The following is a 22,951-nucleotide window of genomic DNA, read 5'->3' as shown; positions in this document are numbered from 1 at the left end:
TGAAGGAGTACCAGCACCATGTCCGTCACCGCCAAGAGCGCCCGCCGCAACCGCACCCCCCTTCCGGCTCTGGCCGCCGTCGCGGTCGGGCTGGGCCTGACCGCCGTCGGGATGCCCGGGGTGGCCTTCGGTGCCGGGCCCACCACGGTGGTCTACGACCAGGGTTCGCTGGACTGGGGCGTCAAGGAGTCCTTCCGCAAGTACCTGGAGGGCCCCGCCTCCCAGGGCGGCAAGATCGAGCTGACCGGCGGCACCACCCGCAACGCCGACGGCAGCTTCCACCTGAACGGCACCGGCGCGTACGACGGCACGGCCCACACGATCAGCGGCGCATTCGTCGGCGGACTGCGCTTCACCGGCCACCAGGGCCAGTTGGACATCGCGCTGACCGACTTCAAGCTGACCACCTCGGGCAGCACCGGCACCATCACGGTGGACGCGACGACCGCCGAGACCACGGAGGACCCGACCACCAAGGCGAAGACCACCAAGCTGGTCGAGCGTGCGGACGTCCCGCTGGTGACCTTCGCGGTCGGCCGCGACACCACCACCGGGGTGGCCACCCCGACCGTGCTGACCGAGGACGGCGCGAAGGCGTTCGGCGGGTTCTACCAGGCCGGTGCGGCGATGGACCCGGTCAAGCTGGTGCTCAGCAAGTCGACCCCGAGTGCGTCTGCGTCTCCATCTGCGTCCCCGTCCGTCTCGGCTTCTGCGTCGGCTTCGGCCAGCGCGTCGGCGTCGGCTTCTGCGTCGGCCAGCGCGTCGGCGTCGGCTTCCGCGTCGGCCGGCGTTTCGGCCGGCCCCTCCACCCCGGCGCCCACCGAACTGCCCATTCTGGACGGCGCGTTGAACTGGGGTGTGAAGGAGTCCTTCCGCAAGTACCTGGCCTCCCCGGCGGCATCCGGCAAGGTGGAGTTCAGCGGCGGCGCGGCCGACTACCGGTTCGGCGGCGGCAGTGGTGCGTACAACCTGAAGACCCACGCCGTCACGGCCGGGTTCGACGGCGCGGTGCGTTTCCTGGCGCATCCGAAGGACGGCGGCTACGAGCTGGACCTGACCTTCGCCGACCTGGGCATCCAGGTGGAGCGGGCCGGGGCGTTCCTGACCGCCGACGTGAAGTCCAAGTCGCTGGACGGCAAGGTCAGCGAGCTGACGGGCGCGAAGATAGCCTCGCTGGACGTCTCGAAGGCGAGCTTCGCCCCGGTCAACGGCGTGGTGACGCTCGATCAGCTCCCGGCCACCCTGACCGAGCAGGGCGCCACCGCATTCGGCGGCTTCTACCAGGCCGGCGCCGCGCTCGACCCGGTCAGCGCCACGCTGGCCTTCGGGCAGGGCGCCACGCTGCCGACCCCGGCCCCGACCCCGACCACCGCCGGTACCCCGGCCCCCAGTGGCGGCGCGGTGCTGACCAGTGGTGAATCCTCGATCACCGCAGGCGAGTTGGCCTCCACCGGGATGGACACCCCGGTCGTCCCGCTGCTGGCCACCGCCGCCGGTCTGCTGCTGCTCGGTGGCGGCACCACGGTGCTGCTGCGCCGCCGTACCACCAAGTAGTCCGCGAACGCCGTTGCCCTCCGGTGCAGTTCACCGGAGGGCAACGGCGTCACCGCGATCAGGCGCTGAGCGGGTACCGCAGGTCCAGGTCGGCGAAGATCGCGCCGTTCAGGGTGAACGCCTGCTTGGTCTCCTCGGTCACCCGGCGGCGCTCCACCTCGTCCAGCGCCTCGCCGGCCACGTCCAGCTTGGCCCGGTAGTCGCGCTTGAAGGAGGCGGGGTTCCCGACCTGCTCGAAGACGTAGAAGTGCACCCCGGGCCCCTTCTTCTCGAAGCCCCAGGTCTTCTCGGCTATGCCACGGATGATCTGACCGCCCGACAGGTCGCCCAGGTAGCGGGTGTAGTGGTGGGCCAGGTACCCGGCCGGCCAGCTGTCGATCAGCTGCTCCAGCCGGGCCACGTACGCGGCCGTGGCGGGCGAGGCGGTCAGCCCGGCCTGCCAGTCGGCGCCGCGCAGGTGCAGCAGGTCGGCCTCCAGGGCGGCGGTGCGGAACAGCGCCGGGTCGATGAACGGACCGATCACCGGGTGCTGGGCGAGCTCGCCGGCCCGCCCCTCCAGGGCCCGGTAGACGAACCAGAGCTGGCCCGAGAGCTCCGCGTACGCCTCCACGCCCAGCCGCCCGTTCAGCAGGTGGCCCATGAACGAGGAGGATTCGGCGGCCTCGTGCTCCGCGGCACTGGCGGTGCGCAGCACGGTGGAGAACGGGGTGGGCTCAGGGCTGGTCATGCGGACCTCCGGTTGGGGCCCCCCCCCCCCCCCCCCCCCCCCCCCCCCCCCCCCCCCCCCCCCCCCCCCCCCCCGGGGTGGCCCGCAGGGCCGTTCGCGGTGCCGGGCTCAGTGGCCGGAGTCCGCGAGGCGCTTGATCGAGGCCGTGATCTCGGCCTCGGCCTCGGCGCGGCCGACCCAGTCGGCGCCCTCGACGGACTTGCCGGGCTCCAGGTCCTTGTAGACCTCGAAGAAGTGCTGGATCTCCAGACGGTCGAACTCCGACACGTGCTGGATGTCCTGCAGGTGCTCCCAGCGCGGGTCCGTCGCCGGGACGCAGAGCAGCTTGTCGTCGCCGCCGGCCTCGTCCGTCATCTTGAACATACCGATGGCACGGCACTTGATCAGGCAGCCGGGGAAGGTCGGCTCCTCCAGGATGACCAGCGCGTCCAGCGGGTCGCCGTCGTCCGCGAGGGTGCCCTCGACGTAGCCGTAGTCGGCCGGGTAGCGGGTCGAGGTGAAGAGCATCCGGTCCAGACGGAGGCGACCGGTCTCATGGTCGACCTCGTACTTGTTCCGCGAGCCCTTCGGAATCTCGATCAGGACGTCGAACTCCAACGGTTCCTCCAAGGTAGGGACTGACAGAATCCAAGTGTCTCCTACGGCAGGGTGTGCTCAGGAAAGGGGCTGGTCGGTGCAGCGAGGTGCAGGGGCGGGGCGTGGCCGGAGAATCGCGGTCGCCGGGATGCTCGGGGTGGCGCTGACAGCGGGCGCGCTGAGCCCGGCGTGGGCCGATCCCAGCCCGGGATCCAGCTCGGGAGCCGGCCCGGGCAAGACCGGCAGCGGTACGCCGCAGCCGCCAACCGCCGCCGGGCGCAAGGCGGTTGCCACCGGTGGGGCCGTGCTGGCTGCCAGTACGACCGGGGCGGAGGGCATGCCGACCACCGCCGGGCTCCAGCGCGACCTGGCCGCCGTGCTCCAGGACAAGGCACTCGGCACCCTCAGTCTCGCCGTCACCGACGGCGCCACCGGGCAGCTGCTGTACGGCGCGGGCGAGAACAACCCCGCCACCCCGGCCTCCACCACCAAGCTGCTCACCGCGCTGGCCGCGCTCGAACTGATCCCCGGCGACACCCGGCTGGCCACCAAGGTGGTCAAGGGCGCCGCTCCGGACGAGATCGTGCTGGTCGGCGGCGGCGACCCGACGCTGTCCACCCTCCCCGCCGACCAGGTCAGGGTCGGCGGCCTGCCGGTGGACCCCGACACCGCCCCCGCCACCGTCGCCGAACTGGCGAAGCGCACCGCGACCGCTCTCAAGGCCGCCGGGGTGAGCTCGGTCAAGCTCGGTTTCGACACCACGATGTACACCGGCCCGCTGAACCACCCGCAGCACGACGCGATGAACATCGCCTCCGTCACCGCGCTGATGGTCAACGAGGGCCGGATCGACCCGAAGTCCACCGACGAGGGCCCGGCCCGGGTCTACGACCCCGCAGGTCAGGCCGCCGACGCCTTCGCCGCAGCGCTCACCGCCGAGGGCGTGGCCGTCCAGGGCAAGCCCAAGGCCGGCACGGCCGCCGCCGGGGCCGAGCGGCTCGCCGCCGTCGAGTCGCCCACCGTCGCCCGGCTGATCGAACGCCTGCTCACCACGTCGGACAACACCCTCAGCGAGGCGATGGCCCGTCAGGTCGCGATCGCCGCCCAGCAGCCCGCGAGCTTCGAGGGCGCCTCCGCCGCCACCCGGCTGACCCTGGAGAAGCTCGGCGTCCCGACGGCGGGCGTGGTCCTGAACGACGGCAGCGGCCTGCACACCGGCAACCAGATCTCTCCGCTGGTGCTCTCCAAGGTGCTCGCGCTCGCCGCTGCGCCCGAACATCCCCGGCTGCGGCCGGTGCTCACCGGCCTGCCGATCGCCGGGTTCACCGGGACGCTGCTCGGCCGGTTCGGCACCGCGACCCGGGCACAGAACGGGATCGGCATCGTCCGGGCCAAGACCGGCACGCTGGCCGGCAGCGGGATCTACACGCTGGCGGGCACCGTGCTGGACGCGGACGGCCGAGCGCTCGCCTTCGCCCTGATGACCCGCACCACGGCTCCATCCGACGCAGCCCGCGCGGCGGTCGACCGGGTCGTCGGGCAACTCGCCAACTGCGGGTGCCACTAGCGGCACACGGTGCACCACCAGGGGCTCGGGGCCCTGCTGATGGGCGGCTCCGCCGCGGGGCGACGCCGACCTCGAAAAAGGTGATCCGTGCGTGGGTGGTGAGGCACTTTCGCAGTGACCCCGGCGCCAGATCTCCTCGCAGTTCCCCGAGCCCCTGGAGAGTGCAACTTAGGCGTGTGCCTCAGGGGTACGGTCCCGTACGGTGAGGGCATGACGAGCGCGCGCGGCGGGGCTGGGATGGTCGACTGGGATCTCGCGGTCGCGACGGCGACCCGGCTGGCGCGGCCGGGTCCTGTGGTGAGCCGGGGCGAGGCGCGGGCGGTGGTCTCGGAGCTGCGTCGGCATGCGCTGGAGGCGGAGGAGCATGTCCGCGCGTTCACCCGGATGGGATCGAGCAGCCTGCTGACGATGGATGCCACCCCGGTGCTTGTGGTGGACCGGCCGGGCTGGATCAGGGCCAACGTGGCGGGCTTCCGGACCATCGTCCGGCCGCTGGTGGAGAAGCTGCAGTCCCGCCGTTCGGACTCACCCGGTTCGGCGGCGCTGGGTTCGCTCGGTGAGAAGGCCACCGGGGTCGAGGTCGGTGCGGTGCTGGCGTTTCTGTCGGGGAAGGTGCTGGGCCAGTACGAGACCTTCGCCCCGGCCGAGTTCCCCGGTGCGCTGCCGGAGGCTCCGGACAGTCCGGCGGGCATCCTGGACACGCCGCGTCGGGCGCTCCGGCCGCCGACCCCGGGCCGGCTGTTGCTGGTGGCGCCGAACATCGTCCAGGTCGAGCGCGAACTGGACGTGCACCCGCACGACTTCCGGCTCTGGGTCTGCCTGCACGAGGAGACCCACCGGACCCAGTTCACCGCCGTGCCGTGGCTGCGCGACCACATCCAGTCCGAGGTGCAGTCCTTCCTGGCGCAGACCGACGTCGATCCGGCGGCGCTGCTGGACCGGGCCAGGGAGATGCTGGCCGGGCGGGGCGAGGAGCGCCGGGGCACCCTGCTGGAGGCGGTCCAGTCCCCGCAGCAGCGGGAGACGCTGAACCGGCTGACCGCGGTGATGTCCCTGCTGGAGGGGCATGCCGACGTGGTGATGGACGGGGTCGGCCCGGCCGTGGTGCCGAGCGTGGCGGAGATCCGGGAGAAGTTCCAGCTGCGCCGGGCCGGTGGTGCGGGCCGGCTGGACCTGGTGATCCGTCGGCTGCTCGGGATGGACGCCAAGCTGCGGCAGTACCAGGACGGTGCGGTCTTCGTCCGGGGTGTGGTGGACCGGGTCGGGATGGACGGTTTCAACCGGGTCTGGACCTCGCCGAACACGCTGCCGACCCGCGAGGAGATCCACAACCCGGGGGCCTGGGTGGCCCGGGTCGCCCCCTGAGAGGGTTCGGTCCGATCGACCCGGTCGACCGCACGTTCGCGCCGGTTGACCCGTTGGCTGCGGATGAACGTTTCTTCATTCACTCGTACGTGGGACGGTGGTCGTACCGGTGGCGCGGGTGGCGTAGCCGGTGCCCGGATTCTGCGACCATCTGTGAGCACCCGGTGACTGTGAGCTGACGCCGCGTCACCATCCGCTCCGCCTCCAAGGAGTGCTTACCCGTGGGACCACACCCCGCTGTCGCGGCGATACGCCTCGCCGTCCGCCGTACCCTCGCCGAGCTCGCCGCCGATCTGGGCGAGACCACCCCCGCCGCCCGGGCGCCCCGCAGCCGCCCGTCCGAGCTCGCCCTGAGTGGCGCCGCCGGTGCCACCACCCTGATCGGCAACGCCCGCCGACACCCCTCCGGCCTGCCCCGTACGCCCGCCGCGCCCGGCTCCCCGCTGGTGCTGGTCGCGGTCAGCGGTGGCGCCGACTCGATGGCGCTGGCCATCGCCACCGCCTTCGAGGCACCCAAGCTCGGCCTGCGGGTCGGCGCGGTGACGGTGGATCACGGACTTCAGGCCGGTTCGGCCGAGCGGGCCCAGCAGGTGGCCGAGCGGCTGCGCGAGCTGGGCCTGGACCCGGTGGAGGCGGTCCCGGTGCTGGTGGGCCGTCAGGGCGGCCCGGAGAACGCCGCCCGGGAGGCCAGGTACGCCGCGCTGGACGAGGCCGCCGACCGGCTCGGCGCGGAGGCCGTACTGCTCGGCCACACCAGGGACGACCAGGCGGAGACGGTGCTGCTGGGCCTGGCCCGCGGATCCGGCTCCCGCTCGCTGGCCGGGATGCCCGCGCAGAAGGGCCGCTACCGCCGCCCGCTGCTGGAGCTCGACCGGGCCGCCACCCGGCAGGCCTGCTCCGCCCAGTCCATCCCGGTCTGGGACGACCCGCACAACAGCGACCCGGCCTACACCCGCTCCCGGGTCAGGCACGAGGTGCTGCCGGTGCTGGAGAAGCACCTCGGCGCCGGTGTGGTCGAGGCGCTGGCCAGGACCGCCCGGCTGTTCCGGGACGACGCCGACGCGCTGGACCAGTGGGCCGCGCTGGCCGAGCGCGACCTCCGGACGGCCGAAGGGGCGCTGGACGTCTCGAAGCTGGCCGAACTGCCCTCCGCCGTCCGCCGCCGGCTGCTCCGCCGCGCCGCGCTCCGGGCGGGCTGCCCGGCCGGGGATCTGTTCGCCCGTCACCTGGAAACCGTGGACCTGCTGGTGACCGGCTGGCGCGGCCAGGGGCCGTTGCACCTACCCGGTGGCGTGGAGGTCACCCGTAGGTGTGGCACGCTGGTGTTTCGGCGACAGAGCGACTGACAAGTGAACACCCGGTCGCAGGGCCGCCGCCGACACAGGACCCCGAACGTTTGAGGACGTATCCCCGGTGGATCACAACGACATGGGCGCCGACCTGGCGAAGGTGCTCATCAGCAAGGACGAGATCGACGCCAAGCTGCTGGAGCTGGCGGCGCGGATCGACCAGGACTACGCCGGACGGGATCTGCTGATCGTCGGCGTGCTCAAGGGCGCCGTGATGGTGATGGCCGACCTGGCTCGCGCGCTGCACTCGCAGGTGACGATGGACTGGATGGCGGTCTCCTCCTACGGGATGGGCACCAAGTCCTCCGGCGTGGTCCGGATCCTGAAGGACCTCGACACCGACATCGCCGGCCGTGACGTGCTGATCGTCGAGGACATCATCGACTCCGGCCTGACGCTGTCCTGGCTGCTGGGCAACCTGGGCTCGCGCGGCCCGGCCTCGCTGGAGGTCTGCACCCTGCTCCGCAAGCCCGACGCGGCCAAGGTCGAGATCGACGTCAAGTACGTCGGGTTCGACATCCCGAACGAGTTCGTGGTCGGCTACGGCCTGGACTATGCCGAGAAGCTCCGCAACCTGCCGTTCATCGGCACGCTGGCCCCGCACGTCTACGGGGGCTGACGGACCGTCGGACAACTGCTGCCCCAATCGGGCGACGGGCGGGAACAGTGCGATGTTCCCGCCCGTTGTGCCGGGGTAGGAAAATACGTCGTAGTCGTCGTGCTCTCGCCTTGGGTGGAGAGGACTGCGGTACGGTCCCATTAACCGCTCTTCTGATGAGCACATACCCGGAATGCGCCGACGGCCCACAGCCGTGCAGCGCCGTTGAGTGGCAGGAGGGACGGGGCGGCAACGCCCCGCATGGATGGACGTCAAGCGATACTTCCGTGCGCCGATCATGTGGATCGTGCTGGCCGTCCTAGCCGTCATTGTGCTGATGCAGGTCGTCTCCGACTCGAGCGGCTCCAAGACGGTGGACACCAGCCAGATCGTGGCTGCGATCAACAACAATCAGGCGAAGTCGGTGCAGATCACCACCGGCGACTCGAATCTGATCAAGGTCGAGCTGAGGGACGGTCAGAAGCTGCCGGTTGGCAGCAATGGCAAGGTTCCCTCCGGCTCCAAGTTCCAGGCCTCGTACATCGGAGACCAGGGCGCCGCTGTCGCGGCCGACCTGAGCAAGAACCCCGGCCTGGTTCCCAACGGTTACACCGTCGTCCCCGAGAAGCAGTCCACCTTCGTCAGCGTGCTGCTGTCGATGTTGCCGATCGTCATCATCGTGCTCGTGTTCCTCTTCCTGATGAACCAGATGCAGGGCGGCGGCTCGCGGGTCATGCAGTTCGGCAAGTCCAAGGCCAAGCTGCTGACCAAGGACACCCCGAAGACCACCTTCTCCGACGTCGCAGGCGCGGACGAGGCGGTCGAGGAGCTCCACGAGATCAAGGAGTTCCTGCAGGAGCCGGCCAAGTTCCAGGCGGTCGGCGCCAAGATCCCCAAGGGCGTGCTGCTGTACGGCCCGCCCGGGACGGGCAAGACCCTGCTGGCGCGTGCCGTGGCCGGCGAGGCGGGCGTCCCGTTCTACTCGATCTCCGGCTCCGACTTCGTCGAGATGTTCGTCGGTGTCGGTGCCTCCCGGGTCCGCGACCTGTTCGAGCAGGCCAAGGCGAACGCCCCGGCGATCGTCTTCGTCGACGAGATCGACGCGGTCGGCCGCCMCCGCGGCGCCGGCCTCGGCGGCGGTCACGACGAGCGCGAGCAGACTCTCAACCAGCTGCTGGTCGAGATGGACGGCTTCGACGTGAAGGGCGGCGTCATCCTGATCGCCGCCACCAACCGCCCGGACATCCTGGACCCGGCGCTGCTGCGCCCCGGCCGCTTCGACCGCCAGATCGCGGTCGACCGCCCGGACCTGCTGGGCCGCCTGGAGATCCTCAAGGTGCACCAGAAGGGCAAGCCGGTCGCGCCGGACGTCGACCTCAAGGCCGTCGCCAAGCGCACCCCCGGCTTCACCGGTGCCGATCTCTCCAACGTCCTGAACGAAGCCGCCCTGCTGACGGCCCGTTCGGACAAGAAGCTGATCGACAACAACATCCTGGACGAGGCCATCGACCGGGTCGTTGCCGGACCGCAGAAGCGCACTCGGATCATGTCCGAGAAGGAGAAGAAGATCACCGCGTACCACGAGGGCGGTCACGCCCTGGTCGCGGCGGCTTCCCCCAACGCGGACCCGGTGCACAAGATCACCATCCTGTCCCGCGGCCGGGCCCTGGGTTACACCATGGTGCTCCCGGACGAGGACAAGTACTCGACCACCCGTAACGAGATGCTCGACCAGCTGGCGTACATGCTGGGCGGGCGCGCGGCGGAGGAGCTGGTCTTCCACGACCCGACCACCGGCGCCTCGAACGACATCGAGAAGGCCACCGCCACCGCCCGCGCCATGGTCACCCAGTACGGGATGACCGAGCGGCTCGGGGCGATCAAGTTCGGCACGAGTGACTCCGAGCCGTTCCTGGGCCGCGAGATGGGCCACCAGCGCGACTACTCGGAAGAGGTCGCCGGGCTGGTGGACGAGGAGGTCAAGAAGCTCATCGAGAACGCGCACAACGAGGCCTGGGAGATCCTGGTCGAGAACCGCGACGTGCTCGACAACCTGGTGCTTGAGCTCCTCGAGAAGGAGACCCTGAACAAGGAGCAGATCGCCGAGATCTTCCGCTCCATCGTCAGGCGCCCGGCCCGGCCGGCCTGGACGGGCTCGTCCCGTCGTACGCCGTCCACCCGCCCGCCGGTGCAGTCCCCGAAGGAGCTGGCGCTCACCAACGCCGCTCAGCCGGAGATCGCGGCCCCGGTGGTCGACACGGTCAAGCACCCGGAGACTCCGGCCGAAAGCTGACCGACCCGTACGGAATGGATGCCGCGCCACCTGGGTTTGTACCCTGGAGGCGCGGCATTCGTGCTGCTGGCCCTGACCCTGACCCAAGCGAGGCACGCATGATCGACCCGGTGACCCTGGAGCAGGACGCCGCCGCCATCGGGACGTTCGACCAGAAGCGTGCCGAGAACGCCGTCCGAGAGCTGCTCATCGCCGTCGGCGAGGACCCGGACCGCGAGGGCCTGCTGGAGACCCCGGCCCGGGTGGCCCGGGCGTACCAGGAGATATTCGCCGGGCTCTGGCAGGAGCCGGAGGACGTCCTCACCACCACCTTCGACCTCGGCCACGACGAGATGGTGCTGGTCAAGGACATCGAGGTGTTCTCCACCTGCGAGCACCACCTGGTGCCGTTCCGCGGCGTCGCGCACGTCGGGTACATCCCGTCCCCCAGCGGCAAGATCACCGGCCTCTCCAAGCTGGCCAGGCTGGTCGACGTCTACGCCCGCCGCCCCCAGGTCCAGGAGCGGCTGACCAGCCAGGTCGCGGATTCGCTGATGCGGATCCTGGAGCCGCGCGGGGCCATCGTGGTGATCGAGTGCGAGCACATGTGCATGTCGATGCGCGGCATCCGCAAGGCGGGCGCCAAGACCATCACCTCGGCGGTCCGCGGCCAGCTCCGCGACCCGGCGACCCGGGCCGAAGCGATGAGCTTGATCATCGGGCGCTAGCTGTTGGCACACGCTTGCGGCAGACAGGGGCTCGGGGAACTGCGACGCCGACCTCGAAACAGGTGATCGTCGCGTAGGTGGTCAGGCACTTTCGCAGTGACCCCGGCGCCAGACCTCCTCGCCCCGCGGCGGAGCCGCAAGTCAGCAGAGCCCCGAGCCCCTGGGTAGTGCCTGGCTGATGTCCGGAGGGCAGGCTGCCTCAGCCGAGGGCGTTGCGTTTGGCGGGCATGGTGAGGGAGACCATCCGGCGCCAGCCGACGGCACGTTCGTAGAGGTAGAGCCCGTGCAGCCCGGCGGCCAGTAGGAGGCGCTGGTGGCGCGGCCAGCCGAGGATGCGTCCCATGGCGGCCATCACGGCCAGCCCGACGTCGCGGTGGGTGCGGATCTCGCCCCGGGCGATGGACTCCAGGGTGTGCCGGATGTACGGCTCGTGGCCCGCCGCCGCGAGCCGGATGAGCTCCTCGTGGCAGTAGGCGAGGTGGTTGTCCTCGTCGGCGGAGATCATCCGCAGCGCCTTGTCGAGCTCGGGGTTGGACTCGTACGCCTTCACCAGCTGCCGCATCTGCTCCGAGGCGCGCTGTTCGGTGACCCGGCTGTGTGCCAGGTAGGTGATGATCTCCCGGTCGTCGAGCGGGGCGGTGGACTTGAGCCGGTCGTGCGAGAGGCCGATGCCCTGGCGTTCGAGCAGCATGCAGTAGTCGGTGTCGCCGGGGATCGAGACCTTGCTCAGGCCGCGCTTGTTGAGCAGCTGGGTGAAGATCCGGCCGTGCTTGCGCTCGTCCGCGCCGTGCCGGGCGATCTTGGGGGCGAGCACCGGGTCGGTGGTGAGTTCGGTGATCCGCTCGTTCTCCCAGCCGCCCTGGTCCTCGCCGCCGGCGGCGACGCTGCAGAACAGCTGGTACGCCTCGTCGTGGGCATAGATCTGCTGGAAGAGTGCACGGGTACTGAGCATGGTTCTCCTACTGAACGTCCGTCAGCACGGCGGGGGTCACGGACCATCGTGCTGCGGGCGCTCGGGCCCGGGCCAGTGGGGCTGCGCCGGACGGGTAGTCACGAGGGTGCTCCGGGGCCGCAACCGAGGGCCTAGAATGCGGCGTCCACCGTGTGCGGCGCCCGATGTGCGCCCCGCGAGCTCCACCAAGCCCCACCCCGCCGTTCGGCGGGTGGGGCACACCCGTCCCCAGGGCTCTGCCGTCGTCGGGGGCTCCAGCAATTACCGTACTGGGGCGCCAACTTGACGGTCCGATTGCCAGATCAAGGATTTGTCATGAAGGTTCATCACAACTCCGCCTTCGGAGTGACAGAACGGACCGCAACAGCCTCTACGCTGACTCTCCATGAGCGTTCCAGTGCCCGTTGAGTCGTCCGCCGAGGCGCCGCAGGAACAGCCGCGCCGCCGGTTCCAGAACCTGCGTACCCAGGCTGCCGCGGTGCCCCGTGCCTGGCTGCCCGGTGCGGTCGGGTACGCCGCTCTGCTGATCGGCCTGGTCGACATCGCCTGTGCGGTGTTCCCCAAGCTGCGCAACACCAAGATGCACTGGCTGGCCGGGCAGCTCCCGGGCGGCACCACCACGCTGGCCGCGGCCGGCACCCTGATGGTCGGCCTGCTGCTGGTGATACTGGCGCACGCGCTGCGCCGCCGGAAGCGCCGGGCCTGGCGCGCGGTCTGCGTGCTGCTCCCGATCGGGGCCGGCCTGCACCTGCTGCGCTGGCACCAGGTCGGCCCGGCGGTGATCTCGATGGTGCTGTTCGCGGTGCTGCTGGTGCACCACCGCGAGTTCTACGCCAAGGCCGACCCGCGCACCCGCTGGCGGGCGGTGGTCGCGTTCGTGCTGCTGACCCTGGTCAGCGTCGGGCTCGGACTGCTGATCGTCGGGGTCAGGCACGGCTCGGAGCTCGGTGACCCGAGCCTGTTCGAGCGGCTGGAGCACGTGGCGTACGGCCTGTTCGGCTTCGAGGGCCCGATCCACTACCGCTCCGACCGGGTCGCCTGGTACGTCGGGTACTCGCTCGGCGCGCTCGGTCTGCTGACCGCGGGCACCACCGCGTACCTGGCGCTGCGGCCGGAGAAGCCCCAGCCGGAGCTCACCGCCGAGGACGAGGTCAAGGTCCGGGCGCTGCTCGACAGGCACGGCGAGCGGGACTCGCTGGGCTACTTCGCGCTGCGCCGGGACAAGAGCGTGCTGTTCTCGCCGACCGGCAAGGCGGCGATCTCGTACCGGGTGGTCTCCGGCGTGATGCTCGCCTCCGGTGACCCGGTCGGCGACTACGAGGCCTGGCCCGGTGCGATCAAGGTGTTCATGACCGAGGCCCGCGAGCGGGCCTGGGTGCCGGCCGTGATGGGCTGCAGCGAGCTGGGCGGCGAGATCTGGACCCGGGAGGCGGGCCTGGACGCGATCGAGCTCGGCGACGAGGCGATCGTCGACGCCACCACCTTCTCGCTGTCCGGGCGGGCGATGCGCAACGTCCGGCAGATGGTGAAGCGGATCGAGCGCAACGGCTACTCCTGCCAGGTCCGCCGGGTCGGCGACCTGGCCCTGGAGGAGAAGCACCGGATCGCCGACGCCGCCGCCCGCTGGCGCGGCACCGACACCGAGCGCGGCTTCTCGATGGCGCTCGGCCGGTTCGGCGACCCGGGCGACGACGACTGTGTGGTGGTCACCGCCCACAAGGCGCCCGAGGAGGGCGAGGCCGGCGACGACCTCAAGGCGGTACTGCACTTCGTGCCGTGGGGGCCTGACGGCATCTCACTGGAGCTGATGCGGCGTGACCGGGCGGCCGACCCGGGGCTGAACGAGCTGCTGATCGTGGCGGCCCTGCAGGCTGTGCCGGCCCTCGGGGTGCGGCGGGTTTCGCTCAACTTTGCGATGTTCCGCTCGGCGCTGGCGCGGGGCGAGCGGATCGGGGCCGGGCCGGTGCTGCGGGCCTGGCGGGGGCTGCTGGTGTTCTCCTCGCGGTGGTTCCAGATCGAGTCGCTGTACAAGTTCAACGCGAAGTTCCAGCCGGAGTGGGAGCCGCGGTTCCTGGTGTATCCGCAGACCAGGGACCTGCCGAGGATCGGCTTCGCCGCGATGCAGGCGGAGGCGTTCATCACCTTGGGGATGCCGAGCTTCGGGCGCAAGCGGCAGCGGCAGGGGCTGATGCCGGAGACCCCTCCGCTCACGCAGGCCGCCTAGGGAAGTTGCACTACCCAGGGGCTCGGGGAACGGCGACGAGATCTGGCGTGCGGGTCACTGCGAAAGTGCCTGGCCAGCTACGCAGGAGCAACGCTCCGGAGGTCGGCGTCGCCCCGCGGCGGAGCCGCCCATCAGCAGGGCCCCGAGCCCCTGACGTGCTGAACCGTGTGCCGAGGGGTGGGGCCGATAATGGGCGGCATGAACAACCTGCCCGGGCTCTCGCGTCTTGACCGCTGCGCTGTGATGGGGGTGGTCAACGTGACCCCCGACTCGTTCTCGGACGGGGGGCTGTGGCTGGACCCGGCGGCAGCCGTGGCGCACGGGCTCGCGCTGACCGCGCGGGGGGCCGATCTGGTCGATGTCGGGGGGGAGTCGACCCGGCCCGGGGCGCAGCGGGTGACGGAGCAGGAGGAGCTGCGGCGGGTGATCCCGGTGGTCCGGGAGCTTGCGGCGGCGGGCGTGGTGGTGTCGGTGGACACCATGCGGGCGGCGGTGGCCGAGCAGGCGGTGGCGGCCGGGGCCCGGCTGGTGAACGACGTCTCGGGCGGGTTGGCCGATCCGGAGATGGCGGGGGTGGTGGCGGCCACCGGGGCGCCGTTCGTGGTGATGCACTGGCGCGGGCAGTCCGCGGACATGGACGAGCTGGCGGTCTATCAGGACGTGGTGGCCGACGTGGTGGCCGAACTGACCGGCCGGATGGCCGCGTTGACTGCGGCGGGGGTGAAGGAGGAGCAGTTGGTGCTGGACCCGGGGCTCGGCTTCGCCAAGACCTCGGAGCACAACTGGGCGCTGCTCGGCCGGCTGGCCGAGCTGACCGCGCTCGGGCGCCCCGTACTGGTGGCCGCTTCGCGCAAGCGGTTCCTGGGTACGCTGCTCGCCGACCCGGAAACCGGGGAGCCGCGCCCGGCCAGGCAGCGGGACGACGCCACCGCGGCCGTCTCGGTGCTGTCGGCCCAGGCGGGTGCGTGGGCGGTCCGGGTGCACGACGTGGCCGGCACCGCCGACGCCGTACGAGTGGTCGCGGCCTGGGAACGGGCCGCACGAAGGGGGCGGTGACGTGAGCCCCGGAGGGGACGCTGGCTTGGCACTGCGGAGGAAGCATGGCGGGTGACGGCAGGTCGATCGGTGACCGGGCGACGGCGGCGGAGTTGGACCGCGAGGCCGTCCTGGCAGCCAACCAGGCGCTCTACGAGGCGCTGGAGAACGGGAACCTGGAGGGCGTGGAGGCCGCCTGGCTGGGCCCCGGTGAGGCGGACGACAAGACCGGGGCGGTCTGTGTGCACCCCGGCTGGCCGGTGCTGCGCGGCCGGGCCCAGGTGACCCGTTCGTACATGTTGATCATGATGAACACGGAGTACATCCAGTTCTTCCTGACCGACGTGGAGTGCGAGGTGCAGGGCGATGTGGCCCTGGTCACGTGCACCGAGAACATTCTCTCCGGCGGGGAGGCCGAGGAGGAGGGCGAACTCGGTCCGCTGGTCGGTGGGAAGGTGGTCTCGACCAACCTGTTCCGCCGGACCCCGTCCGGCTGGAAGCTCTGGTCGCACCACGGTTCACCCGTACTGACCAGCGGCGACGACGAGGACGAGGACTGATCGAGGGGCGCTGTGGCCGGGAATCCGGCCGACGGCGGGAGTGTTGCGCCAACGTGCACCGGATGTTCACGTCAATGGCCGTTCCGGCGCGCGTGGCGCCGCGCGGTGCCGGGTAGGACGGTCGGGGTTCGTCCTTGCCCGCAGGTAGATTCGAAGGTCGCGGGCGACGAGGCCCGGTGCTCCGCCCTGCGCGGGGCCTGTCCACATGGGAGAAGTGAGTTGCTGGACCGCGTCACACTGCGGGGCCTCCGCGCCCGAGGCCACCACGGCGTCTTCGAGCGTGAGCGGATCGAGGGTCAGACCTTCGTGGTCGACCTGGTGCTCTACCTGGACACCCGCCCGGCGGCCTCCGGCGACGACCTGACCCGCACCGCGCACTACGGCGTGGTGGCCGAGGAGGTCACCGCGATCATCTCCGGCGAGCCGGTCGACCTGATCGAGACGCTGGCTCAGCGGATCGCCGACCAGTGCCTCGCGCACGACGCCGTCGAGGAGGTCGAGGTCACCGTGCACAAGCCGGACGCCCCGATCACCGTGCCGTTCGACGACGTCACGATCACCATCCACCGGGGCCGCGCGTGACGTCCGTGGCCCGTCCCGCCCCCGAAGCCGCAGAGGGATCTTGATGAGCACCAGCGACCCGACCGCCTCGCCGACCACGTTCGACCTGGAACGCCGGGTCGACACCGCCGACTCGACCCTGCACAACCCGCGCCGCGCCGTGGTCGCCCTCGGCAGCAACCTGGGCAACCGCCTGGAGACCCTGCAGGGCGCGGTGGACGCGCTGGAGGACACCCCCGGGGTACGGATCACCGCCGTCTCCGCCGTCTTCGAGACCGAGGCGCTGGGCGGCCCGGACGAGCAGCCCAGCTACTTCAACGCCGTGGTGGTGCTGCGCACCACGCTGCCGCCGCACTCGCTGCTGGAGCGGGCCAACGCGGTCGAGGACGCCTTCGGCCGGGTCCGCACCGTCCACTGGGGCCCGCGCACCCTGGACGTCGACATCCTGGCGTACGAGGGCGTCACCAGCGACGAGCCCGAGCTGCTGCTGCCGCACCCCCGGGCGCACGAGCGGGCCTTCGTGCTCGCCCCCTGGCAGGACGCCGACCCGGACGGCGAGCTGCCGGGCCTGGGCCGGGTGGCCGACCTGCTCAAGGAGATCGCCGAGCAGCCCGGCCAGGGCGTCAAGCGCCGGGACGACATCCAACTCCGGCTGCCCGAATAGAACGTCCCGAGTAGGAACTTCCCGATCCTGTCGGCCGTCCGACCGGGTGAGCGCCGGTACGGTGGGCTGACCAGCCGTCAGGATCTCGTACCGCCCGTTCACCCGCCCGGGAAGGACTTCCGTGAAGCCGCTCCGCCTCCGCCTGCTGCTCGCCATCGCCGCCGTGGCGACGGCGCTCGCCTGGGCCGGCGCCCGGCTGTGGGACTCGCTGGGCCATCTGCCCGGCGTGCCCACCGCCGCCCCGATCGTGCTGGCGGCCGTCGCGGTCGTCCTGCTGGCCACCGCGATCTCGCTCCGCTCCCGGCTCAAGGCGGTCCGCGAGCGGCAGCCCGGTGCCAAGGGCGTGGACCCACTGGGCGCCGCCAGGGCGGTGGTGCTGGCCCAGGCCAGCGCCCTGGTGTCGGCCGTGGTGACCGGCGTGTACGCGGGCACCGGCATCCACCTGCTGAGCCAGCTGGACAACCCGGCCCGTTCCTCGCAGGCGATCACGGCCGGCTTCGCCGTGCTGGCCGGGGTCGCGGTGGTCGCCGCCGCGCTCTGGCTGCAGCACGTCTGCCGGCTCCCGGAGGACCACGAAGGGCCGACCGGGTCGGCTCCCTCGCCGCGCTGACGGGGTGTCGGGCCACCGTCACCAGCGGTGGCCGTGACGAACTGTCAAGAGCGGAAACCGGGCCCAGGCTGACAGCGCCCCAATTCGCACGCTAGTTTCTTTGGCATGTCTCGCGGACGCCACCGGCACTCCTCCGTCCTCGGCCGCTCTGTGCCGCCGATCGCCATCGGCGTACTCGTCGTCGCTTCCCTCGGTGCACTCGCGGCCAGTCCGGACACCCTCGTGGTGCGTTCGGTCGGGATCGCGGCGGTGCTCGCCGCGGTCGGTGTCGGCGTCGTGCTGCGCCAGCGCGACCGCACCTCCCGGCTGGCCGCCGAACTCGCCGCCACCCGCCGCAAGCGGTCGGAGGAGCGCTTCGAGGAGCAGCTCGCCGAGGCCGAGTACGCCGCCGAGGTGGCCGAGGAGCGGGCCACCCGGTTCGGCCGCCGGCTGACCGCCGAGAAGTCCCGGCTGGCCAAGGCCGAGACCGAGATCGCCCGGCTGCTCAGGGAGCGGGCCGTGAGCGTCGCCGAGCAGGCCCTCAAGGAGGCCGAGGCGCACCAGCGGGCCCTTGCCGCCACCCGCCCCAAGTACCCCGCCTCTCCGGCCGCGTACGTCCGCGCGGCGTCCGTGCTGCGGCAGCTGGAGCAGGCGGCCGAGCGGGCCGAGGCCCGGCGGGAGAGCGACCAGCGGGCCGCCGTCGCGCTCCGCCCCGCGGCGCTGCCCGAGACCGTCCCGACGGTCCGTCAGCTCGGCGCCGCGCCGGAGCGTCCGGTGCTGGCCGCGCCGGGTGCGGCGGCCGAGTCGGTGGTGGTGGTCCGGCAGCGGGCCAGGCCCGCCTCCCGGGTGCCGAACTTCAGCTTCTTCGGCCGCAACAGTGCTGCCGGTGCCGCCGCCGTCCGGGCCGCCGCCCCGGCGCCCGCCGTGGGCAGCGTGACCGAGCTCGGCGCCCAGGGCGACCTGGCCGACGTGCTCGGCGACGAGGCGCTCGCCGAGAGCGCCAGGTACGCCGCCCGGCAGCAGCCGGTCGAGCAGCCCGTGGCGGCCGCCACGACGGCGGGGCGCGGGTACCACCCCCCGCGCCCCTCAGTCGTGGTCGGACCGTCAGATGCTGACGCCGAAGTCCTGGGCGATGCCCGCCAGGCCGGAGGCGTAGCCCTGGCCGATGGCGCGGAACTTCCACTCGGCGCCGTTGCGGTAGAGCTCGCCGAAGATCATGGCGGTCTCGGTGGCCGCGTCCTCGGAGAGGTCGTAACGGGCGATCTCCGCCTCGCCCGCCTGGTTCAGCACCCGGATGTAGGCGTTGCGGACCTGGCCGAAGCTCTGGCCGCGCGCGTTGCCGTCGTAGATCGACACCGGGAAGGTGATCCGGGCCGCCTCGGCGGGCAGGCCGGCCAGGTTGACCTTGATGACCTCGTCGTCGCCGGCGCCCTCGCCGGAGCGGTTGTCACCGGTGTGCACGACGGTGCTGTCGGGCGAGCTGGTGTTGTTGAAGAACACGAAGTGCCCGGCGGACAGCACCTTGCCCTCTGCGTTGAGCACGATGGCGCTGGCGTCCAGGTCGAACTCGGCACCGGTGGTGGTGCGTACGTCCCACCCGAGGCCCACGTTGACCGCGGTGAGGCCGGGGGCCTCCTTGGTCAGCGAGACGTTGCCGCCCTTGGAGAGGCTCACTGGCATGGTGTGGTGTCCCTTCGTCGCTTTTGTCGGAAGAACGCGGGCGGCGGGGCCGGTGGTTCCTGCCGCGGCCGCCAATTTCTCATGCCGAGCCCCTGATGGGGGCTCAGACCCGGGGAAACTTCCCCTGAACCGTCCAGATGTTCGGGTTGTCGGCCAGTCCCTCGTGCAGGTCGAACAGGTCGGCCAGGACGTCCTGCAGGAAATCCCGGGCCTCCCGTCGCAGATCGGCGTGGCGGACCACCGCGATCGGCTCGTCCGGCAGCCAGGTGGCGCTGATCTCGACCAGGCCGAAGCGGCGGGCGAACCGGAGCAGCTCGGTGTTCTGGGTGAAGTCCAGGTCGTAGGTCTGCACGGCGGCGGAACGGCTGCCGCGTGGGTCCTGGTCGAGCTGTTCGACGCTGTCGCAGAGTGCCCAGGCGAAGTCCAGCACCGGCACCCATCCCCAGCCTGTGGACAACTCCGCGCCGTCCGCATCCAGGTAGACGTCGCCGCAGAACAGGTCGTGCCGCAGGCTGCGGACCGGTGCGGTCCGGTAGTCCGTCTGCGGAGGGTCGGGGAAGCGGTTGGAGAGGGCGTAGCCGAGCTCGATCACACCGCCCATTCTCCCAGGCGTAAACCTGGTGACCTCGCCGCACCGGCGCGAGATGATGGGCCCATGCCCGAGCCCATCCGCGTCCGGGGATCGGTCGTCGTCCCCGACGCCGAGCTCGTCTGGCGCTTCTCCCGTTCCTCCGGCCCCGGTGGCCAGCACGTCAACACCTCCGACACCCAGGTCGAGCTCCGCTACGACCTGGCGGCCTCGGACGCCCTGCCCCAGGTCTGGAAGGACCGCGCCCTCGAACGGCTCGCCAACCGCCTGGTGGACGGCCGCATCCTGGTGGTCCGCGCCTCCGAGCACCGCTCCCAGTGGCGCACGGCGGCCGGCCTGCGGCCGACTAGCTCAGCTTCTTTGCCGGTGCTTCGGTGCTACGGCCCAGGGGCTCGGGGAACTGCGACGCCGACCCTTGCAAGGTGATCCGTCCGTGCGTGGTCAGGCACTTTCGTCTGAGCCTCTGCAAGAGGATTCAGGCGAGGTGGCGGTAGCTGCCGCGGTGGTAGAGCAGTGGCCGCGCCCCCGGCGAGGTGACCTCGGCGGCGAGGACGTGGCCGAGAAGCAGGACGTGGTCGCCGGCCGGGATGCGTTGGACGGTGCGGCACTCGACGGTGGCCAGCGCCCCGTCGATCAGCGGTGCCCCGGTGTGTGGTCCCCGGTGGTGGGCCGTGTCGGCGAACAGCAGCCGGTCGCTCAGCCGCCCCTTCATGGCGAAGCGTGAGGCGACCGCCCGGTGGGCCTCGCCGAGCAGCGAGACGGCCCAGAGTTCGGTGCGGGTCAGCAGCTCGTCCATCCGGGAGTCCTCGCGGACCGAGACCAGCACCAGCGGCGGCTCCAGCGAGACCGAGAGGAACGAGGTCGCCGTCATGCCGGCGTCCTCCTCGTCCTCGGGGTCGTGGGCGGTGACCAGCGCGACGCCGGAGGCGAGCTGGCCGAGGGCCGCGCGGAACTCCTCGGGAGTTGCGGCCGGGCTGGTGGTGGAGGACTGCGGGGACGTCTGCACGTACCGCACGGTAGTCGGCCGACCGGTCGGGCGGCATCGGGCCGTGGTCGTAGGTCCTGCTGGGCCGAAGGGCTGACCCGGTCCCACCCGGCCGGGCGCCCCTCTCACTCGCAGGGGTGACGGTGCGCGCCCTCCCGGCCCTCAGCGGCCCTCGGTGGGCTTCAGTCCGGGCCGTGGACGACCGAACAGCGAATAGTCGTGATTGTCCGGAGATGTCATCTCCAGGGCGGGTGAGCTGCAGTTTCGGTCATGTGCATTGTGTGATTTGGGTCACAAGTGGTGACCTATTGTTGACCGAGCGTGCCGAACGTTGTGCTCCCTGTGATTCAGTTCTTCTGGCAATCGGACGATAACCATCAAGAACTATCCGAAGCAGCCGGGGAGCCCCCGCATGGAAGCCGAGTCGGAGCCCTACGTCCGCCTCGCGACCCTCCGCACCTTGCACCGGGTCGTGGCGGACCTCAACGCTGCCCGCAGCCTGGCCGGGACCCTGCAGGCCGTGGTCGAAGGCGCGGTGCACGGGCTCGGCTTCGACGCTGCGGCGGTCAGCCTGGTGCGCCCGGACGGCGACCTGGTGGTGGCGGCGGTCTGGGAGCTCGAGGAGAGCGCTCTGGGCGGCCCCGCGGTGCTGCTCGGCCAGGTCGGCTCGCGGGAGTCCTGGGAGCGGATGCTGAGCGTCAGCGACCACTGGGGCACGCTGCGCTTCCTGCCGTACGACCGGGGCTGGGCGATCGGCACCGACATCCCGAGCTGGACCGGGGACGGCCCGCTGCCGGTCTACACCAACGACTGGCACCCGCAGGACGTCCTGCTGGCCCCGATGTACAGCGCCGGGGGAGACCTGCTCGGCGTGCTGTCGGTGGACCGCCCGCGCAGTGGCAAGCGGCCCGGCGCGTGGACCAGGGAGGCGCTGGAGATGTTCTCGCTCCAGGCGTCGATCGCGATCGGCAACGCCCGGTTGCGGGCCGAGATGCAGCGGGCGCTGGCCCGGCTGGAGAAGGAGCAGCAGGCGCTGCGGGCCAGCGAGGAGAGCTTCCGGCAGGCGTTCGAGTACGCCCCGAGCGGGATGGCGATCACCGAGCTGCACGGGGTCGGCACCGGCCAGCTGACCCGGGTCAACGACGCCCTCTGCCGGCTGCTCGGCCGCCCCCGGGCGACCCTGCGGCAGCAGCGGTTCGCCGACCTGGTGCACCCCGACGACCTGGAGCTGCTGAAACGGACCAGCGCCGAGGGCGGCCGGGCCGAGCTGCGGCTGTCCCGGCGGGACGGCGGCTACCAGTGGGTCTGTCTGCGCAACTCGGTGGTGGCCGACGCGGCCGAGGGCCCGAGCTTCCTGCTCACCCATGTCGAGGACATCGAGGAGCGCAAGCGGCACGAGTTCCAGCTCGCCCACCGGGCCAGTCACGACGCCCTCACCGGCCTGCCGAACAGCGCCGAGCTGCGCACCCGGCTCGGCCGCCGGCTGTGCGCCCAGGCGCCGGGCGCTCCCGCCGCGCACCCGGGGCAGGACCGGCACGACACAGAGCCCGCGTACGCCGGTCAGGCGGCCTCGTACGGCGCGCACGGCGCATTCGACGGCCAGGGGGGTCAGATCGCGCTGCCGCACGGCTACGGGCCGCCTGACGGCTTCGACCGGCCGCCCTATTCCGACCGGGAGCAGTTCGGCCGCCCCCGGGAGTGCTCCGAGGTGCCGGCCGACCACGTGCACGCGGTGATCCCGGCCGAGCTGCCCGGCGGGAGTGAGCTGTGGGGCGGCTCGGGCAGGCCCGGTGCCGCCGAGAAGGGGCTCGCGGTGCTCTTCTGCGACCTGGACGGTTTCAAGACGGTCAACGATCGGTTCGGCCACAAGGCCGGTGACGGGGTGCTGATCGAGGTGGCCAGACGGCTCCAGCAGGTGGTCCGTGAGGGCGACACGGTGGCCCGGCTCGGCGGTGACGAGTTCGTGGTGCTGGCCGACGGGATCGGCCGCGAGGAGGCCAAGGACCTGGCCGGACGGCTGCGCAACGCGATCATCCCGCCGATGCGGATCGACAACCGGACCACCCGGGTCGGGGTCAGCCTCGGCATCGGCTGGGCGGGCTGCGGGATGAGCATCGAGGAGGTGCTGCACGTGGCCGACGAGCGGATGTACGACGAGAAGAGGGCGCGCGGCGGCCCCGCCCGGGGCGCCCGGGGCGAGCGCTCGCACCGGCGCGCGGGGTGAACCGGCCGGTACGACTGCGCCACCGGTCCACCTGACCGTCCGGGCTCCGAACCATCTTTCCGTCGCGTCGTGCTCGGCAGGTAGGGTTCGCCTGGTACGAGCGTTCATCTGCCCGTACGGCGTTCGGCCGCCGTACGGAGTGCTGCGATGGG

The 22,951-nt window shown here is 71.6% G+C and carries 22 protein-coding genes and 1 pseudogene; 15 read left to right on the top strand and 8 right to left on the bottom strand.

Annotated features, from left to right (window positions below; genetic code table 11):
• Positions 1–18 precede the first annotated feature (18 nt).
• Complete coding sequence (locus ACXJMZ_RS14610; protein WP_457030449.1) at positions 19–1,554, top strand: HtaA domain-containing protein; 1,536 nt, start codon at positions 19–21, stop codon at positions 1,552–1,554.
• A gap of 58 nt (positions 1,555–1,612) precedes the next feature.
• On the opposite strand, the gene ACXJMZ_RS14605 is transcribed toward ACXJMZ_RS14610, so the two are convergent.
• Positions 1,613–2,281, bottom strand: coding sequence for a biliverdin-producing heme oxygenase (locus ACXJMZ_RS14605; RefSeq protein WP_457030448.1), 669 nt, complete (start codon positions 2,279–2,281; stop codon positions 1,613–1,615).
• Between the two features lie 108 nt (positions 2,282–2,389).
• Positions 2,390–2,878, bottom strand: a complete 489-nt coding sequence (locus ACXJMZ_RS14600; RefSeq protein ID WP_057228079.1) for an inorganic diphosphatase — start codon at positions 2,876–2,878, stop codon at positions 2,390–2,392.
• A 76-nt stretch (positions 2,879–2,954) separates the two neighbouring features.
• On the opposite strand from ACXJMZ_RS14600, the gene dacB reads away from it, so the two are divergent.
• From dacB to folE, 6 genes are all read left to right on the top strand, one after another.
• Positions 2,955–4,424: a D-alanyl-D-alanine carboxypeptidase/D-alanyl-D-alanine endopeptidase gene (gene dacB, locus ACXJMZ_RS14595; protein ID WP_457030447.1), complete on the top strand. Its 1,470-nt coding sequence runs from the start codon at positions 2,955–2,957 to the stop codon at positions 4,422–4,424.
• Positions 4,425–4,634: 210 nt separating this feature from the next.
• The gene (locus ACXJMZ_RS14590; protein WP_457030446.1) at positions 4,635–5,789 is read left to right on the top strand and encodes a zinc-dependent metalloprotease; all 1,155 of its coding nucleotides are present in this window, start codon (positions 4,635–4,637) and stop codon (positions 5,787–5,789) included.
• A gap of 221 nt (positions 5,790–6,010) precedes the next feature.
• The gene (gene tilS, locus ACXJMZ_RS14585) at positions 6,011–7,135 is read left to right on the top strand and encodes a tRNA lysidine(34) synthetase TilS (protein WP_457030445.1); all 1,125 of its coding nucleotides are present in this window, start codon (positions 6,011–6,013) and stop codon (positions 7,133–7,135) included.
• 67 nt (positions 7,136–7,202) lie between these two features.
• Complete coding sequence (hpt, locus tag ACXJMZ_RS14580) at positions 7,203–7,757, top strand: hypoxanthine phosphoribosyltransferase (protein ID WP_057227828.1); 555 nt, start codon at positions 7,203–7,205, stop codon at positions 7,755–7,757.
• 244 nt (positions 7,758–8,001) lie between these two features.
• Positions 8,002–10,029 carry an ATP-dependent zinc metalloprotease FtsH gene (gene ftsH, locus ACXJMZ_RS14575; RefSeq protein ID WP_457030444.1) on the top strand — a complete coding sequence of 676 codons (2,028 nt, stop codon included), beginning with the start codon at positions 8,002–8,004 and terminating at the stop codon, positions 10,027–10,029.
• A gap of 98 nt (positions 10,030–10,127) precedes the next feature.
• Positions 10,128–10,736 (top strand): GTP cyclohydrolase I FolE, encoded by a 609-nt coding sequence (folE, locus tag ACXJMZ_RS14570; RefSeq protein ID WP_057227824.1) that lies wholly within the window; start codon positions 10,128–10,130, stop codon positions 10,734–10,736.
• Between the two features lie 199 nt (positions 10,737–10,935).
• Here the strand turns inward: folE and ACXJMZ_RS14565 are convergent, their stop codons facing one another.
• Positions 10,936–11,688, bottom strand: a complete 753-nt coding sequence (locus ACXJMZ_RS14565; protein WP_457030443.1) for a ferritin-like domain-containing protein — start codon at positions 11,686–11,688, stop codon at positions 10,936–10,938.
• Between the two features lie 385 nt (positions 11,689–12,073).
• Here ACXJMZ_RS14565 and ACXJMZ_RS14560 point away from each other — a divergent pair, with 385 nt between their 5' ends.
• From ACXJMZ_RS14560 to ACXJMZ_RS14535, 6 genes are all read left to right on the top strand, one after another.
• Positions 12,074–13,912: a phosphatidylglycerol lysyltransferase domain-containing protein gene (locus tag ACXJMZ_RS14560; protein WP_457030442.1), complete on the top strand. Its 1,839-nt coding sequence runs from the start codon at positions 12,074–12,076 to the stop codon at positions 13,910–13,912.
• Between the two features lie 189 nt (positions 13,913–14,101).
• Positions 14,102–14,968, top strand: coding sequence for a dihydropteroate synthase (folP, locus tag ACXJMZ_RS14555; protein ID WP_457030441.1), 867 nt, complete (start codon positions 14,102–14,104; stop codon positions 14,966–14,968).
• Positions 14,969–15,012: 44 nt separating this feature from the next.
• A complete protein-coding gene (locus ACXJMZ_RS14550) occupies positions 15,013–15,507 on the top strand; it encodes a nuclear transport factor 2 family protein (RefSeq protein ID WP_457030440.1) in 495 nt (164 codons plus the stop codon).
• A gap of 222 nt (positions 15,508–15,729) precedes the next feature.
• On the top strand, positions 15,730–16,089 hold the full coding sequence (folB, locus tag ACXJMZ_RS14545; RefSeq protein WP_057228077.1) for a dihydroneopterin aldolase: 360 nt from the start codon (positions 15,730–15,732) through the stop codon (positions 16,087–16,089).
• Between the two features lie 43 nt (positions 16,090–16,132).
• On the top strand, positions 16,133–16,732 hold the full coding sequence (gene folK, locus ACXJMZ_RS14540) for a 2-amino-4-hydroxy-6-hydroxymethyldihydropteridine diphosphokinase (RefSeq protein ID WP_457030439.1): 600 nt from the start codon (positions 16,133–16,135) through the stop codon (positions 16,730–16,732).
• A 121-nt stretch (positions 16,733–16,853) separates the two neighbouring features.
• Positions 16,854–17,342, top strand: a complete 489-nt coding sequence (locus ACXJMZ_RS14535) for a DUF3180 domain-containing protein (RefSeq protein ID WP_057227812.1) — start codon at positions 16,854–16,856, stop codon at positions 17,340–17,342.
• 18 nt (positions 17,343–17,360) lie between these two features.
• Here ACXJMZ_RS14535 and ACXJMZ_RS14530 read toward each other — a convergent pair whose 3' ends face one another.
• From ACXJMZ_RS14530 to ACXJMZ_RS14515, 4 genes are all read right to left on the bottom strand, one after another.
• A complete protein-coding gene (locus tag ACXJMZ_RS14530) occupies positions 17,361–17,882 on the bottom strand; it encodes a hypothetical protein (RefSeq protein ID WP_457030438.1) in 522 nt (173 codons plus the stop codon).
• Positions 17,883–18,067: 185 nt separating this feature from the next.
• Complete coding sequence (locus ACXJMZ_RS14525; RefSeq protein ID WP_457030437.1) at positions 18,068–18,373, bottom strand: hypothetical protein; 306 nt, start codon at positions 18,371–18,373, stop codon at positions 18,068–18,070.
• Positions 18,374–18,425: 52 nt separating this feature from the next.
• The gene (locus ACXJMZ_RS14520) at positions 18,426–19,001 is read right to left on the bottom strand and encodes a TerD family protein (RefSeq protein WP_457030436.1); all 576 of its coding nucleotides are present in this window, start codon (positions 18,999–19,001) and stop codon (positions 18,426–18,428) included.
• 103 nt (positions 19,002–19,104) lie between these two features.
• Positions 19,105–19,593 (bottom strand): hypothetical protein, encoded by a 489-nt coding sequence (locus tag ACXJMZ_RS14515; RefSeq protein ID WP_057228075.1) that lies wholly within the window; start codon positions 19,591–19,593, stop codon positions 19,105–19,107.
• A 63-nt stretch (positions 19,594–19,656) separates the two neighbouring features.
• Between ACXJMZ_RS14515 and ACXJMZ_RS14510 the strand changes: the two are divergent.
• Positions 19,657–20,013: pseudogene (locus ACXJMZ_RS14510) on the top strand (aminoacyl-tRNA hydrolase); the annotation flags it as partial.
• A gap of 52 nt (positions 20,014–20,065) precedes the next feature.
• On the opposite strand, the gene ACXJMZ_RS14505 reads toward ACXJMZ_RS14510, so the two are convergent.
• Positions 20,066–20,596 carry a flavin reductase family protein gene (locus ACXJMZ_RS14505; RefSeq protein ID WP_457030435.1) on the bottom strand — a complete coding sequence of 177 codons (531 nt, stop codon included), beginning with the start codon at positions 20,594–20,596 and terminating at the stop codon, positions 20,066–20,068.
• 391 nt (positions 20,597–20,987) lie between these two features.
• On the opposite strand from ACXJMZ_RS14505, the gene ACXJMZ_RS14500 reads away from it, so the two are divergent.
• A complete protein-coding gene (locus tag ACXJMZ_RS14500; protein ID WP_457030434.1) occupies positions 20,988–22,799 on the top strand; it encodes a diguanylate cyclase domain-containing protein in 1,812 nt (603 codons plus the stop codon).
• The last annotated feature ends 152 nt before the right edge of the window (positions 22,800–22,951 follow it).

Source organism: Kitasatospora sp. P5_F3 (assembly GCF_054049135.1).
Note: the sequence above shows the minus strand (reverse complement) of the source record. Positions and strands in the feature narration are given on the sequence as shown.